9 protein-coding genes and 1 tRNA gene are annotated in these 15,094 nt (G+C 44.3%); 6 read left to right on the forward strand and 4 right to left on the reverse strand.

Going from position 1 to position 15,094, the window contains the following annotated elements; genetic code table 11:
• Nucleotides 1-613: 613 nt before the first annotated feature.
• Nucleotides 614-2,008, reverse strand: coding sequence for a hypothetical protein (locus tag BP71_RS13070; protein WP_496379831.1), 1,395 nt, complete (start codon nucleotides 2,006-2,008; stop codon nucleotides 614-616).
• Nucleotides 2,009-2,019: 11 nt separating this feature from the next.
• Complete coding sequence (locus tag BP71_RS13075; RefSeq protein ID WP_496379833.1) at nucleotides 2,020-2,973, reverse strand: hypothetical protein; 954 nt, start codon at nucleotides 2,971-2,973, stop codon at nucleotides 2,020-2,022.
• Nucleotides 2,974-3,551: 578 nt separating this feature from the next.
• Between BP71_RS13075 and BP71_RS13080 the strand changes: the two genes are divergently transcribed.
• On the forward strand, nucleotides 3,552-4,148 hold the full coding sequence (locus tag BP71_RS13080; RefSeq protein ID WP_496379835.1) for a hypothetical protein: 597 nt from the start codon (nucleotides 3,552-3,554) through the stop codon (nucleotides 4,146-4,148).
• Between the two features lie 956 nt (nucleotides 4,149-5,104).
• Here the strand turns inward: BP71_RS13080 and BP71_RS13085 are convergent.
• A complete protein-coding gene (locus BP71_RS13085; protein WP_496379837.1) occupies nucleotides 5,105-8,908 on the reverse strand; it encodes an ATP-binding protein in 3,804 nt (1,267 codons plus the stop codon).
• A gap of 300 nt (nucleotides 8,909-9,208) precedes the next feature.
• Nucleotides 9,209-10,414, reverse strand: a complete 1,206-nt coding sequence (locus tag BP71_RS13090; protein WP_496379839.1) for a phage integrase SAM-like domain-containing protein — start codon at nucleotides 10,412-10,414, stop codon at nucleotides 9,209-9,211.
• Nucleotides 10,415-10,571: 157 nt separating this feature from the next.
• On the opposite strand from BP71_RS13090, the gene BP71_RS13095 reads away from it, so the two are divergent.
• From BP71_RS13095 to BP71_RS13115, 5 genes are all read left to right on the forward strand, one after another.
• A tRNA-Leu gene (locus BP71_RS13095) sits at nucleotides 10,572-10,651 on the forward strand.
• A gap of 103 nt (nucleotides 10,652-10,754) precedes the next feature.
• Nucleotides 10,755-11,570 (forward strand): AraC family transcriptional regulator, encoded by an 816-nt coding sequence (locus BP71_RS13100; protein WP_496379841.1) that lies wholly within the window; start codon nucleotides 10,755-10,757, stop codon nucleotides 11,568-11,570.
• A gap of 41 nt (nucleotides 11,571-11,611) precedes the next feature.
• Complete coding sequence (locus BP71_RS13105; RefSeq protein ID WP_496379842.1) at nucleotides 11,612-13,147, forward strand: FAD-dependent monooxygenase; 1,536 nt, start codon at nucleotides 11,612-11,614, stop codon at nucleotides 13,145-13,147.
• Nucleotides 13,148-13,219: 72 nt separating this feature from the next.
• Complete coding sequence (locus BP71_RS13110; RefSeq protein ID WP_496379844.1) at nucleotides 13,220-14,032, forward strand: helix-turn-helix domain-containing protein; 813 nt, start codon at nucleotides 13,220-13,222, stop codon at nucleotides 14,030-14,032.
• 90 nt (nucleotides 14,033-14,122) lie between these two features.
• The gene (locus BP71_RS13115) at nucleotides 14,123-14,893 is read left to right on the forward strand and encodes an isocitrate lyase/PEP mutase family protein (protein ID WP_496379846.1); all 771 of its coding nucleotides are present in this window, start codon (nucleotides 14,123-14,125) and stop codon (nucleotides 14,891-14,893) included.
• The last annotated feature ends 201 nt before the right edge of the window (nucleotides 14,894-15,094 follow it).

Raw genomic sequence — 15,094 nt, forward strand, 5'->3', positions numbered from 1 at the left:
CTGTTGGCAGCACCCTGTTACTTAAAGGACTGGAAGCAGAAGTTGTTGTGATACCGAGCGGCGGCTCACTTAATGCCAAGAACCTATATCTGGCGATGACCCGAGGAGCAGGAAAGGTAGTTATATGCTAATGTTCTCACATTCTTGGAAAATCCTAACATCTAACAGTTAGATGCTGTACGCACTCACGCCCAAAGCTAAATCTCTTAGATGATTCATTTTAGGCATCCTGCAAACAGAATAGTTGAAACAGACCTAAGGATATTTTCAAATTATCTTACAATTATTGAAAGGTTTCAAATTTTAGCAATCATTTCGTAACATTAGCTTTTTCTCTACTATCACAGAGTTCATCCAACATCTCTCTCAACTTTGCATGTTCGCCACTCTTTGCTCTGACAATGATCAATTCCAGTCCTATTTGGGAAAACTCAGCCCTGGGATCACTAGTCACAATGTAGCCTTTTATCTCCTGTCGAATAGAGTTCGACAAAGGAGAAAACCCCTTTTTAAACTGACTCGATCGATAAATCCGGGTCGGCCTACATGAGCTCAATAATAAAACTACACAAAAGAATATCAGCTTTTGCATGACGAAAGTACGAGTAGGATGTCACAAACCAAATAACGTCTTAAAAATCATCGCATCCAATTTCAGGCCAAATGCCCAATTAGTTTTCCACGCCACGTTCGAAGCCAAATCAAACTGCGCCTGTGTTATTGCAGTCTTTCCAAATTCCATTGAAGTTCCATTACCTAAATCGATAGTAAATGTATTGACTTTTCCGTAGTGACGCCCAATGAAGAAAGCACCACCACGAGCAAACTCCCAATTAAATCCAAACAATAAATTGTTGAACACTTTCTCGTTGATACCAACGCCAATTGTCGGATAAATTCTTTCATAGAATCTATGATCATCCAAAAAGCTTCGCCCAGACAATTTATATTGTGGTATATCTCGACCAATTAGCTTCTCAAATAAGATAACTGGAGAGACATAAAAGCTTGCCATCAATGTAACAATCCCTCGATTCGAGCTTTCCGTTTTCTTTACAACTTTACTGGTTGGGCTAGTTTCAATCAAATTATATGTAGGCGATATGAGCTTCGTATTCAACAACCCAATGTCAAAAGAGCCATGATAAACCTTAGCCATCTTAATAGTATAAGTTCCAAGAGTTTCTTTTGAAATTTTAGTCCCATCAGTTCTACTTTTAACATATTCAAATTTAATATTACTTGTGGAAGTGCTAAGCAAAAATTCCTTGTGCCGCCATGGGCGAGCAGATTTCAAGTCAATGCCTTTAATTTCCGAAGAGTTGTTAAAAATTATGGCGTCATTAAACTCCCCCTCTAGTTGATTGATTGAATATGCTTCGTTATCAGGGCTAATAGGATCTTCCTGATAGAAAATATGAACCACATATTGGAGATTGGAAATACCCTGAGGAATTGTAGAAAAAATATTATTTCCGAACTGGTCTAGGAAAATATGGATGTACTTATTCCCTCGAAATTTCGAGGTGGTTCCATTCAGTACCCTAAAACCAAACTCAGTAGGATGAATAATTGGAAACAGTTCAGCAAAATATTCACCAAATGTCTTAGACGTCACTACAGGATCGCCATCTCGATCGTCATCACGGTCCGGTGTTCCGTCGGCAAGTGCCTCGTCCCTTTTAGCAAATTTTACTTGAGCAACCAATTTCCCTTCTTTCATAATCTGAACGAGTTTTTCGCTAAGATTACTCTCATTGATCAAAATAAACTGATCATCTTTTTCGATTGAACCTTTTGGAGAATTAATAATAACTGAATACGGAGCACCGGAAGAAGACTTTATTTGAAGTTTATTTTGTTGGCTTGAAATCGAAACTAACTTGTCAATTTCATCTTTTTTAAGAACGAATTGTTGCTCATTATCTCCAATTAGGAAAGTAAAGTCTTGCGCACCACAAGTAAAATTTAGTGCCAAAATCAATAAAATTGTAGAAATATATTTCATATCAACAACTATTATCGTGTTCTTTTTATCAGAGGATTCATTCCCGCAAAGCTAATAATTTTGCGGATAGGTATTATGAACGTCAATGACGGGTTATCTCTGGGACTTCCCATAACTATGCCGACCAAATTCAAAAACTCATCAAACACAGGAGAGCCAGAGTCCCCAAAGTCGGTTGGCAAGTCTGCAACTATTAGATCATTCATAAAAACATTACGAATATGCGTTGGAATATTAGCCTCAAAGCCAATGATCCTTCTGTCCATGCTTTTGCTTCTTAAACCAAAATGCCCAATCCTTAATCTTCTAAAGTTCTGAGGCGTGACGTCCACAACGCCACTTGGGATTCCATTCTCCGGGATAAAATTCTCTACAATATTCCTATCCTTAACCCTCGCAACAGCGATGTCTATACCATCGAATAAAGCCTTTTCTAAAAATGCCATCGCACTACCATTGGTGTCAAAAATAGTTACATCAGCTCTCGTTTGCCTCGGAATTGGTTTGTAGTAACTTGTCTTACGTTTAGCAAGGATGTCTGGGGCCAGAACATGCATGTTAGAACAAAAGTATAGTTCTGTTTGGTCTAAACTTTCTAAAAAAAAACCGATTGTCCCAGGCCTATCGCTAAGATTAAGAGGAAATGTCCCTTCGCCTGGCTGAATTCCATTGCTTTTAAGCTCTAGTCCCTTTGATTCCATGACATCAGTCGGCACCTTAATTGTCTTACGGCCTTGAGGTATAAAACAAAACTTCGGTATCCTATCCCTATCCCTTAACGAGTTTAAATCGGGTTTTTCCAAGACGTGGAAAACTATTGCGTAGTAGTTAAGATAATTTCCAGCCTTTATTTTCTGACCAACGTGAACTCCGGCAAAGTTTTTTATCTCTTTGTTCCAAAAAGGAGTTTGATGACGCACATAGTCACTAATGACTGACAGTTTATCGGAGGTTTCCTTATTCATGAGCTTTATCTAGTTGAAATAATACCAACAGAAGCCATTTCTACTAAATATCGCAATAAAATTAGATGTGTTTCTAATTTTAAAAAATTATTTATTTAGCGGTATTTTTCACCCTAGCATGACTGGCACCTTCACTAGTCGAGCCACAGTAACGACCCTTTGTTCATTTCATAATCAACGATCTCAAATATAAATCAGACCTCGCATTGGCAGCTCAAGTTCTGCCAATGTAATAGATGTTCCTAGAGCGCATCGAGTAGCTGGCGAAAGTAAAACGTTTTGAGGCCGACCAATTCGCTAGAGCGTAGCAGGATTGAACTTGTGACCCCTTCCATGTCCAAAGCGGCGCCTGCCAACCCCTGTGTATACATGGAGCGCCCGTTTTCCCGCTAAATAAATATCTTACTGGAATCCGAGGACTTTTGGCAAAAAAAAACGTACCATTGCCTGACGGAATGCCATATAAATACTCTACAAATCAGATAGTTACCAGTTAATTTCTAACGGATAACTCGTTACGACAGTATTCGGCCTGCAAACCCAATTCTGAACAATACGGCAATTAATGATTCAGTTCTATGGATTCAATTGAACAGCAAAAAACTCCCAAAGTAGAAAAATCCGCAGCTTGGACGGATCAGAAGAAATGGTATATGGATCTTGCCAAAAGTTTCATTCAACTGTCTATCGGTGCCTTCCTTACAGTTTTTATCTTAAACAGTTTAGATGACAGCAGACAGGAAAAGCGATTTGTTAGGCAGTCAATTTTTGAGAAGAGAGCACAGACTTTAAAGGACTTCAGGATCTCTTCTCAAAACTATCACGGATTAGCAGCGCTAATTTCAAGTTATGTTAGCGGCAATGTCGTTGGCCGCACTCCTCTATTAATTTATGATCCGAGTTTTTCGGGAAATCCGGAGGCCCTGAAACAGGCCCGAACAGAATTTAATAATTCTCGAAAAACTTTGCTAGCCTCACTTGCGGATATCGACCTTTGGTATTGTTCAAAATCAAAATATTTCAGGGGCTTCGACAGTTTAAAAATAAAGGTAACCTCGTATGAGAAAACAATCGCTCACCTGAACGACTATGTCGAGAGCAAAATCCATCTCGAAGGACTAATAAAAAAACGGTACGAAGGTGAATGTTGTTGGTGGCGGCCCGAGCGTTGCTGAGAGGTTCCCGGTTTTTCGGGAGGGCGCGGAGGTTGAGCGAAGGTCAATTCTGGCCCAGCTAGAGATGACAATCTTAGAATTCGATGAAATAAAATAGCGGCCATGTTATATCCAGGTTCCTCAGGTGTGGGGATTCACTTCTTCACTGTTAATTGACGGTTGTGATAAGCACAGTACCGGCCAGACAATATCGCATTTTTTTACAACAGCGCTTTATGTTTTGCGATGAGATCGTGCAACAGCAAAATTTTGCTCTCGTGATCATCAGAGTGTACTCTTGTTCAATTATTTGGTTCCAAGCCAGCAAAGCAGTGATGTTTTTTTTGGGCAAGCTCTGGGGCAGGTTGGCCACCTCCGAAAAAAAAAAGATGCCCCCGAAATCATTAGAATTTCCCTTCGATTGAGGCCCGTATCCTCTTTCAAGACAATCAATCGAAATTTTGAAAGAACAACGGATGGAAGTCGGGCACCTAAACACCGATCTTGTGTTTCCAAGCATTATTAACAGCAAAAAACCATTGAGTGATAATACAACTAGGCTAGCGCTTCAGCTCATGGGATACAAAGATAGACTTACTCCACATGGCTTTCGAGCGCTTGCCCGAACGACCATCCGAGAAAGATTAAATTATGCCCCGGATATCATCGAGGCACAACTCGCACACAAAGCCGCAGGGCCGTTAGGTGAAGCTTACAATCGCCCTCAGTTTCTTGATCAGCGAATTCAAATGTGCAGAATTATGCGAACTATATTGAGAGTCTATTAACAGCCGCTTCATCGATCTAATATCCGTGGGCCTTGATCTCAACGGCACATTCCTGTTGCTCACGATCACTCAACTAATCAAATTTCACTTGTTGTGCTTACTACCAAACGGCATTTGCTGTTCAAATTAACGGCAGTGGGCCGGCTTCTCTCCCCCATAAATGTGACCTCCTATCTTCTGGTGACCTGCTTAATCTTTGATGAAGGTATAAATTTTGATGTTGTCCTCGTTCTCTTTGAAACTTGATATGAATTTCCTCGCTTGTAATATTTCGGCAAATCGAAGGTTGTAATCCGTTTTGGGTAACTTCGGCTTTTGCCCACGCATTCCAATGCTTGCGTAAGGGGTGTCCAATAACCTGATGAATTTATCAAGATATTGAACGTTGTTGCCCATGGTATTGAAAATGACAATTCGGTCTTCTGAGCTGGCCGAAGCATTGAGCAAAACGGCGTCGAGTAAGGCTGGCCGAAGTCTTATGCCGGCGGAATTCACTAATACTCCAGTCAGTGATTTCAAAACGCCTGAGCTGCTTGTAACCTGGGAGTCAGTTGATTGATCGAGCACCTTCTGCTTTTCATCTCGGGAATAAGCATTGGATGCTAGCATCCTATCAATGTCGCGGCTCTCAAGCTCGAAAGTGTCCCAGTTTTCGAGGATGTAAGCCTTGTAATGCTCTAAGAAAATCCGCTGGTATAAGGGATGGCTTTTTTTGACTTTTTCTAGAGAGCTTGAATTGGGTGGTAATCTGATCTGTTGAATTAAACTTGTGACTTTCGCTGCGGTTAAATGCGCAATGTCAAAGTCATCTTCGGGCGTCTCGACTGATGGTAAAAGCTGGGCGTAAATTGTATCCTCAATTTCATTGTCTTCAAGAAACGAAATAAGAAAAGGTTGCTTGGTTGCATCTCTAAACGAAATCTCCGCCATGCAGCCAGCCGCAAGTTCATTGGCATGTAACTCTTGGTTGATAAACGTTACCAGGAAATCAGGAAACGCTTGGTCGCACTCCATATATTGCTCATAGATGTTACTCCATGTTGCCTCAATTTTTCCTTGTTCAAACAGCATTTGCGCTACCTCAGGATATCGGATCGATTGAATGTCTGAAATAATTGTGTCAACCTTTTTTATAACTTGCAACAGCAACTCCTCACCGATCTCCTCGTGGTTTAAAAGTGACAAATAGCTATTCTGCTCTTCTTTTAAGTTGGTAGGAATTGCCAAAAATACGTTTTGAACATAATCGTCAATATTCCTGTCAACGTACGCGATCAGGTACTGACAGTTACTCTTTTGCACAAAAAGGTAGTTCGAATTGTCAAAAAGCACCTGATCAAAGGTTCCGATTTTCTTTGTAATGAGCGCAACCATGTCAACGTTCAGCTCATAAGCAGAATTTTTATGAATGAAATTGGCCTGATCTCCTGTTACGTTGCTCTCGTCCAGCTCAACAAACTTCATCTGGAGTGTTGTGACAACTAATTCTAGGCGGGTGGTGTCGGGCATGTTCGTTAAGAAATCCGGCTTCGACAAGGCATACTTCACAAATCCTGACATTTGTGCAATTTTCACAATGTCCAATTCTTTTGCAAAATGCATGATCAACCAAAAGTATCGATCTACTTTACTCAGAGGATAGTTAGACCGAGCTTCAATGAACGTCCATATGTTATGCCAAGCTGAGCAAAGATTGGTTGCGAACATAGGTAGTTCAGTACTATGGTCTAACATCCCATCGATAAATTGGACCGACCTTCCTGTCTCATCTTTGAGTAAATTCATCACTGATGATAGGTGCTCCTGGTATTCCCCGCTAGATAGCAAAAAATCGATCAGCCTATAATTAAGAATATAGTGCTTTCCGAAGTCAACGAGGCTTATTTTCTTTATAATCTGCGGAAGCTTTATAATTGAATAGTCGAATTTCTCACCCTGGCGGCTTTTTACTTTAAGTACGAACCCAAAATCCGCCTTAGTGAGACTCCCCTCATAAAATAGTGAAATATAGTCGGCGTAGTCTTCGGCTATGTAGCCGTTGCGAAGCAGAAGGCTTATCAAGGCTCTCTGCTTCTCGCTCCCTGACAGAAAAACTTCTCGATCGTCAGGCAACAAGGCACTTAAGGGTGTATTTCGTAGGGCAGATTTCTCATTTTGCAATTTGAGAATTTCCACTTTATAATTTTCCAAAATATTTGATCGAAAATCAATTATTAAGCGTTTTCTATCTCTGTATGTACGGTTCTTATCGACAGCTTTTTCTATGTCCGCGCTTAGTTTTGGCATTAACGCGAGTTGATTGCTGTAACCATTTTGACTGTAGTTATATTTCGCTTCACCTTTTATGACATAGGCAAAGTTTTCCTCATCTAGCATTTCATCCAACGTCTTTGTTTGTCCGTTGATCACAAATCCAACAAAGTTTGTTAGCCCGGAAGTCACACGAAGAAGGTAGAGAGCGTTCAGTTCTCTTAGGTCTGTAATAGTTAACTGCTCCAAAAGATCGATACTCGAATTTAAGTCGCTTATCTTCTGGTTCAATAATGCCTCCTTTTCTTGTATCAGGCTTGATTTCAAGTTGATAGATGCGTACAAACTTCCACCCCCTTCGGAGAGCCTACTGAAATCCCCCGGATAAAGGTTTTTATAAACTAGCATCGCAAGAAGCTTGTTTTCATCTAACTCTGCACTTAACTTACTTCTGTAAAGTTGAAACTCGTTCGTAATATTATGAAGCAACCTCATGTCGTCGATGAATATCGCGAGATCTTCAATGATATCTTCTTTCCACTGATAATTCATGGTCCGCTTCTTCTCGAGCAATTTCTGACTTGAATTTGACGAGTTGATCACCGGTATAACCGGCAAGATAAAATCGAAGAATTTTGTTCGCTCGTTTTCTTTGAACAGGTCATCACGAACAGCATAAACGAAGACGATGTTTCTATTGATGCGTTTTGATTTGTTTATTAGCAGGTTGATTTCCCGAAGCTTAGTAAAAATCTCTGTTTGTTGAAAGCGATCCAAGTCTTCGATGATAACTACATTGTATTTGGTGACTTCGAAAAAATATATAAGCTCGTCAATGTGGTGATTCAATATCGATTTACTGCTATTCTGATCGACTTCAAAATCTGCATCTTGGATTGAAATTTTTGTTAGTCTGAGCTTCGATACTGTCCGAATAGATTTGGCCAATACATACCATGACCCAACAAAGAAAATTGAGCATGCAATCCATTGGAGGGCGACATACCACCAAAAGGATTTTAGGAGCTCATGAATTTGATTGCCAAAAAATGCCGCCTTTGTCAGAAAAAAAATTGCCCCGAAATATAGCATAACCCCAAAAGACAATGCAGCAATCTTCCAGTTTCGGAGATCATGGATTCTTTTAAATCGGGAGTCTGGAATGTCGTCGGGCTTTTCTGCATAAAAAATCTGTTGCAGAATACTCAATTCTATCAGTCTAAGCTGCTCTTGCTGGTCCTTTTCGTCCGGCTTCGCAACATGTCCGACGCTAGTATCTGGCGGCTGCGTTGCTCCATGAACCAGTTCTTCTTTGAAGGTTGCCAGTGATATGTTCAAAAAGTGGTAACCTTGCCCAAACACCTTCCTTTGAAACGTCTTTATGATGCTGCTTTTTCCAGAGCCGAAAGGACCAGTTACCGCTATATTTCTGATATCCAACTTATCTCTATTCTCAAGTGCAGCCCTCAGGGTGTTAGTGTAAATTTCGTCAGCATCGGCCCAGTCGACTGGCGCTAGTGAGGTTATAGAGGTTGCGTTTGGCGTCTTGGCGTTTCGATGATAAATCATCTGTAATTTCCGGATGACTTTCGGTAAAAATTGAACAATTCTGTTGGTTAACATACATTCAATACTGATAGGATTGGGGGGATCATTTGCTTGAAAGTAAGGCTTTTGAAATAAATTAAAAAGATTCTCAAACACCGACCCCGAAAATGCAGGATCGGCCTGAAGAGCTCCCATTTGAGAGCCAGGAACATATTACAATAGATGACAACATGCGTATCTGTTTATCAGCTCGTTAGAGCGGCTAGGTTCATAAAACCCCAACTGTTCATAACGGCCTGGTCGACAGTTCCAAATCTGCCCGGGCCCACAACTTTCTCAGCTGCTAATTTGGAACTTAATATTACGGGCACTTCGAAGATTAACTGTATTGAACTAAATAGTCGGGCAACATTTGGGGCAAGCTTCGGATTTCCTTAGTCCCGGGCCAGCCAGCTCCCACTCTATCACGGCTTACAGTGGCTGGCATTCACGCACCTAAATGTTGATCACCGCATCAAGTGCCTCATCCGTGACTTTATTGATAAAGTTGCTCTGATATCCCATTGTGGTTTTGATATCAGAGTGGCGATACAGTCGTTGGAGGATATTTACCGGTATCTTGTCAGAAGAAATTTGAGCGAATGTATGCCTCGCAATATGCATCGTCAGCGGTTTGGAGAACCCGAGAGCCTCGGCAACCTGCTTCAAATAGTCGTTACAACTTTTAACCCTAGTCTTGATGTAGCTCTGCACGGCATTGGAATTATCAAGGCCGGCCAGTCTGCTCAAATCCGGAAATACAAGATTGTGGGTGGTAGCCTTAGAATACTGCTCTAAAATCTTCGCCACCTTTTCAGGCACTTTCAACGATCCAGCTTTGAGATTTTTGCCCATCGAGTAATACAGTCTATCATTCTGAAAATCCGACCACTTCAATCGCAAAACATCCGAAACCCTCATTCCCGCAAAGTAGAATGATATTAACCAAAGGTTTCGAGCGTGATGCTGGCCAGCTGCCAGGTCAGCATCTTCCAATAACTTCACCTCCTCCGCTGTTAATCCAATCTTCGCGCTATCAGGAAATTTGATCGCAATCTTCCCTTTCCCGAACGGGTAGTGCTTCGAGTCCGCAATTTCTGCGGAGATTGCTTGATTGAAAATCGTCCTAATCACTACAAGGTGATTGACGACGGTTCTCTCTGTCACCTTACGCTTACTTCTGAGATAAGCCTGGAACTGTCGCAGGAGCCCTGGATTGATATCGGCAAAACCAATCTCCTTCTGCTTCAAAAATTCCTTGAACCGATTGATACGTGGCTCGTCAGCCGATCTCCGATTAAACTTGCCATTCTTTTCCAATTGTTCAATGTAAAGTTGCGCTTGGGCGAAGAACCCAGTACCCGCCTCCCTTTTTATCGCCTTTCTGACGGTAGCTGCGGTTGTATCTTTCTTTTGCGTTGCCAGCTGAAGGATTTGATCATTAACCTCTGCCAATCTTGCGAGGATCAAGTTATTTAGCCACACAGAGTTCGGATGAGACTTTTTAACCTTCCCTGCACTCGCGTCCCAATCGCCCTCTTTCAAGTACTGCTTCAAGTAGATATAGGTCGATGTCCGTCCAGTTGTGACGCGCAGTGCAAGTGGGTAAGTTTCGTCCTCTCGCTTCTTTTTACGCAAAACTGCCTTTATTGTTGAGTCCATGGAAATTTCTTATCGGCTGGTTTAGAGCACCTAAGATACGGATATTCTACCGTAAATTGGTACAACATAGGTACAACAAATACCGGTTTTACTTGGTTTTACAAAATTTCAAATTTCAATAAACATCTGATTATCAATAACAATAAGACCATATAGCACCATATGAAACCAAAAATCGCAGGACTTAAAATCCTGTGGGCCGAAACGCCCGTACGGGTTCGATTCCCGTCCCCGGTACTGAATTTCAAGCAGTTATGAACCTAGGTTTGTGACTGCTTTTTTGTTACCGCAGCAGGTAGACATATTGCCCGACACCCCTTCAAATCCACTATCTTGCATCATGCACCAGGAATTTGAACCGCCCGAGGCGCTTCGGGATACCATTAAATGCTTTTGGTATGATCAACGCGAATTCGGAGACCAGGAATCGAACTTCCAGGTTGTGCCGGATGGCTATGCCGAGATTATCTTCCACTTCGGAACGCTTTCCAGGATCGACGACCATGGAGCCCGGCAGTTTCTACCTTCGCCGTTCATCATGGGCCTGCTCAATCAGCCTGCCCTTTTTTACACCAAAAACCGTTTGGAAATCATAGGTGTCAGATGCTTTCCATGGACTGTGTTCGATCTCCTCGGATTGCCGTCCGGAAGCGGCGGCGTACAGGTTTTCGAACATCCTATTGCGAAACTTCTACCTGCATTAAACAACCTCATGGGCGCTGGCCGGATTGACGAAGTATTGGCTGAGGTGAAGCAATGTTTTCTGAACATCCGGGCAGAGGTCGCCATCGATAGCACACTGTTCAAAGCGGGAGGTGCAATACAGGCGGCCAATGGGACGATTCCGGTGAGCCAGGTCGCAGAGGCGGCCCATACGACGGTCCGTACGCTGGAAAGAAAATTCAAACGTTCGTCGGGTTTTACGGTCAAAGACATATCCGGTCTGATGCGTTTTGAACAGGTACGAAACCGGCTGTGGCATGAACCGGATTCCAACCTCGCGGGCCTTGCGCATGAGCTGGGATACGCGGACCAGGCACATCTCAGCAAGGAATTCAAACGGTACAGCGGCACGAGTCCGGCCGCATTCGCACGGAAAACGAAGAAAGGGAAACAGGCGGTAAGCAACGATTTTGTCGCATTTGTACAAGCCTGAGGTGTCGACATTCCGGAATTTTGTAGCTCAATCATTCAGATATGAAAGCTACACCGAATCATTCCTTATACGACGTTATCATTTCCGGCGCTGGGCCTGTAGGCCTGTTTCTCGCCTGTGAACTGGCCCTTGCCCAATGCTCCGTGCTGGTCCTGGAAAAGGCAGAGAATCCGCATTCACCATTAAAACAACTTCCTTTCGGCATACGCGGGCTCTCCTCGCCCACCATCGACGCGCTTTACCGCCGCGGGCTGCTCGAAGACTTGGAAATCCATAAACGCATTAAAAATCCCCATACCGCGTCTATGCAGGCCCGACACCACCAGGCGGGGCATTTCGCGGGCATTCCATTTTACGAGGATGATATTGATACTTCCAAATGGAGGTACCGCCTCCCCGGTTCCCCTCAAACCAATCTGATATCCGAAATAGCCGAGCTTGAAACAGTCCTCACGCGCCGCGCAGATGCTCTAGGTGTGGAAATCAGGCGTGGGTTTCCGGTCACCGACGTTCGTCAAACCGGGGAAGGCGTGACGGTCTGGTCAGGTAGCGATTCATTTAAAGGCCAATGGCTCGTCGGCTGCGACGGAAGCCGCAGTGTTGTCCGCAAAATGGGCGGCTTTGAGTTCGCCGGTACCGAACCGGAATTTACAGGATATACGACCCTGCTCGATATTGCCGATCCCGAAAAGCTCCATCCCGGCCGCAATGTGACATCTGCAGGCATGTACATGCAATCGCAGCCGGGCTACGTGCTCATGCAGGATTTTGACGGTGGCGCGTTCCACAACTCCGACAAGCCGATCACGCGCGCACACATTCAGGAGGTCTTGCGCCGGATTTCGAATACAGATGTGACGATCAACACACTGCGTACCGCCACCACCTGGACGGACCGTGCCCGCCAGGCTACCCGCTACCGCAACGGCAGGATCCTTTTGGCTGGCGATGCCGCCCACATTCATTCACCACTTGGCGGCCAGGGCCTTAATCTCGGCCTCGGCGACGCCATGAATCTCGGCTGGAAACTCGCCACCACTGTCCAAAACCCTGCTTTGGAAGGCCTTCTGGAGACCTATCACGCCGAACGGCACCCCATTGGCGCACAAGTACTCGACTGGTCGCGCGCACAGGTAGCCATTATGCAGCCGGGCCCACACGCACGCGCATTGCATGCGATTTTCCGCGACCTGATCGCCACCCGCGACGGCGCTACTTATATGGCGGGGAGAGTCTGGGGCGTTTTCACACATTACCCTCTCAGTGACGACCACCCCATGACGGGCCGCAACGTCCCCAACTTCGAGCTGGACGACGGTACCAAAATAGGTGAGCTAATGCGCGACGGCCGGATGATACTGCTCGATTTCAAAGGAAATGAAGGCCTGAAAACTTTGGCCGATGATTTCAACGGCCGGATCAATTACATTCCATGCACTGTGAAGGACACAATAGGTTTAAATGCCCTCCTGATTCGTCCGGACGGGATCGTCGCCTGGGCGTGCAATGACGGTAGCGCTCGCCACAAACAGTTAAGTCACATTCTTACTAGTTATTGGAATGTTGCGGGACGATGATTTGTTCCGTTTTATACAATTGCCGGTTGTTCAATAGCACTATATTTGTCTGCCCTTACAAATACCAATTTCATGGAATTTCAGCATTTCGAACCTGCCAAAATACTGGTGCCCTACATCCGGCATTACTACGTCTTCGAATCCTCCGAGCATATTACCTATGAGGATACGGTGTTCCCGAGCGGCGATATGGAAGTGATATTCAATTTGGGCAATGGTGTCTGGGAGGCGTTCCAGGATGGCGATTTTCAAAAGAACCCGGCCGTTGAACTCTGGGGGCAAATCACCCGGCCGCTGCAAATCCGGTCATCGGGCGCCCATTTGATGCTGGGCGTGCGGTTTTTCACACATGCTACCTCTTTCTTGCTCGACGACGAGATCGGGATTTTCAACGACCAGGTTTCCGACCTGACGGACCTGATCGGCAGGGATACCCGGAATCTGCACAGCAGACTACTGGAAACGCATTCCCTTACCGCGCGGATCGCCCTGCTCGACGATTTTTTCACCGGCAGACTAATGCGGGCAGCCGGACGGAAAGAGCGATTGAACAGAGTGGCCCACATCCTAAACAGCATTAAGCAAGATCCTGCCGAAAACAATATCAGCCGCATAGCCGACACCTTCGGGATCACCACCCGGTATTTACACAAGCTGGTCTACAAGCATACAGGCCTTTCGCCCAAATCGTTTGACAAAATCCAGCGGTTTCAAATGAGTCTCAAACTGATTGGCGAGAACAAATTACCGCTCACGTCTGTCGCCTACGACGCCGGATATTTCGATCAATCACATTTTATCCGCGATTTCAAGTCATTTACGGGGCTCACTCCTTCGGCCTATCTCCATAATCTTTCGACCGTAAATCAAATGCTGAACAATTAATACCGGGGTTCCGGTTTGTACAATTACCGGTCCGTCGGCTGAAATAACTTTGTCATATCAATTCATTTAAAACAAAGTAAATTTCAGATTATGAGCCACTTCGAAACATTCTTTCAACTTCATCAACAAGCAGAACCATTCCTGCTCGGCAACATTTGGGACGTCAACAGCGCGCAGATTTTCGAGGCTGCGGGCTACAAGGCCATCGGCACTTCCAGCCATGCATTAGCCGCCGCATTCGGCTATGACGATGGCGAAAATCTTCCCTTTGAAACCATTCTGCGGATTGCAAAACGGGTTGTTGCAACTGTCAAAATCCCTTTCACCGTCGATATCGAAGGCGGGTACAGCGACACGACGGCCGGAATTATCGAGCATATCAAGATGCTCCACGACGCGGGCGTCGCAGGGATTAACCTGGAAGACACGCAGGCTAAGCCCTCGCGCCAACTCCAACCCGCGGACGAGTTCAAACAGCGGCTAACCCATATTGCCGACGAACTTGAACGGGAGAATATCAAGGTATTTCTCAACGTCAGGACCGACTCCTTCCTGCTGGGCCTGCCCAATGCACTGGACGAAACGATCAGCCGCATTAACATTTACGAAAACACCGGGATACATGGAATTTTCGTGCCCTGCATTGCACGGGCCGAAGATATCCAAACCGTTACCCGCGAAACGATCCTGCCCGTAAACGTCATGTGCGTGCCCGCGTTACCCGACTTCAACACATTGCAATCGCTGAATGTCAAAAGGATCAGTATGGGGCCCTTTCTTTTTAATAAGATGTCGGCGCAAACCGGAGTGTTGGCCAAAAATGTGGTTGAAGCACAAAATTTCGCCCCGCTTTTTTCCTAGATGATATTCATTTCCATTTTTCAACACTAAAAATAAAATGAGCTTAGGTTTCGAAAACATTTCAGCCTAAGTTCAAATTTATTCTACAATATTTTTTCAGGAATGGCAAAAGGGGTCTTTCTTTTCGGGTTGTTTTAATTTATATTTGAAGTTTCCCAAATCGAAAGACTCCCCGAGATTTATCGAGGGGCTTCTTCGGCA

Source organism: Dyadobacter ginsengisoli DSM 21015 (assembly GCF_059568735.1).

Bases quoted from the DNA above. Each gene is read 5' to 3' on its own strand.
- BP71_RS13070 (WP_496379831.1), bottom strand. From the start codon at position 2,008: ATGAAATATATTTCTACAATTTTATTGATTTTGGCACTAAATTTTACT.
- BP71_RS13115 (WP_496379846.1), top strand. From the start codon at position 14,123: ATGAGCCACTTCGAAACATTCTTTCAACTTCATCAACAAGCAGAACCA.
- BP71_RS13075 (WP_496379833.1), bottom strand. From the start codon at position 2,973: ATGAATAAGGAAACCTCCGATAAACTGTCAGTCATTAGTGACTATGTG.
- BP71_RS13085 (WP_496379837.1), bottom strand. From the start codon at position 8,908: ATGGGAGCTCTTCAGGCCGATCCTGCATTTTCGGGGTCGGTGTTTGAG.
- BP71_RS13090 (WP_496379839.1), bottom strand. From the start codon at position 10,414: ATGGACTCAACAATAAAGGCAGTTTTGCGTAAAAAGAAGCGAGAGGAC.
- BP71_RS13100 (WP_496379841.1), top strand. From the start codon at position 10,755: ATGCACCAGGAATTTGAACCGCCCGAGGCGCTTCGGGATACCATTAAA.
- BP71_RS13105 (WP_496379842.1), top strand. From the start codon at position 11,612: ATGAAAGCTACACCGAATCATTCCTTATACGACGTTATCATTTCCGGC.
- BP71_RS13110 (WP_496379844.1), top strand. From the start codon at position 13,220: ATGGAATTTCAGCATTTCGAACCTGCCAAAATACTGGTGCCCTACATC.
- BP71_RS13080 (WP_496379835.1), top strand. From the start codon at position 3,552: ATGGATTCAATTGAACAGCAAAAAACTCCCAAAGTAGAAAAATCCGCA.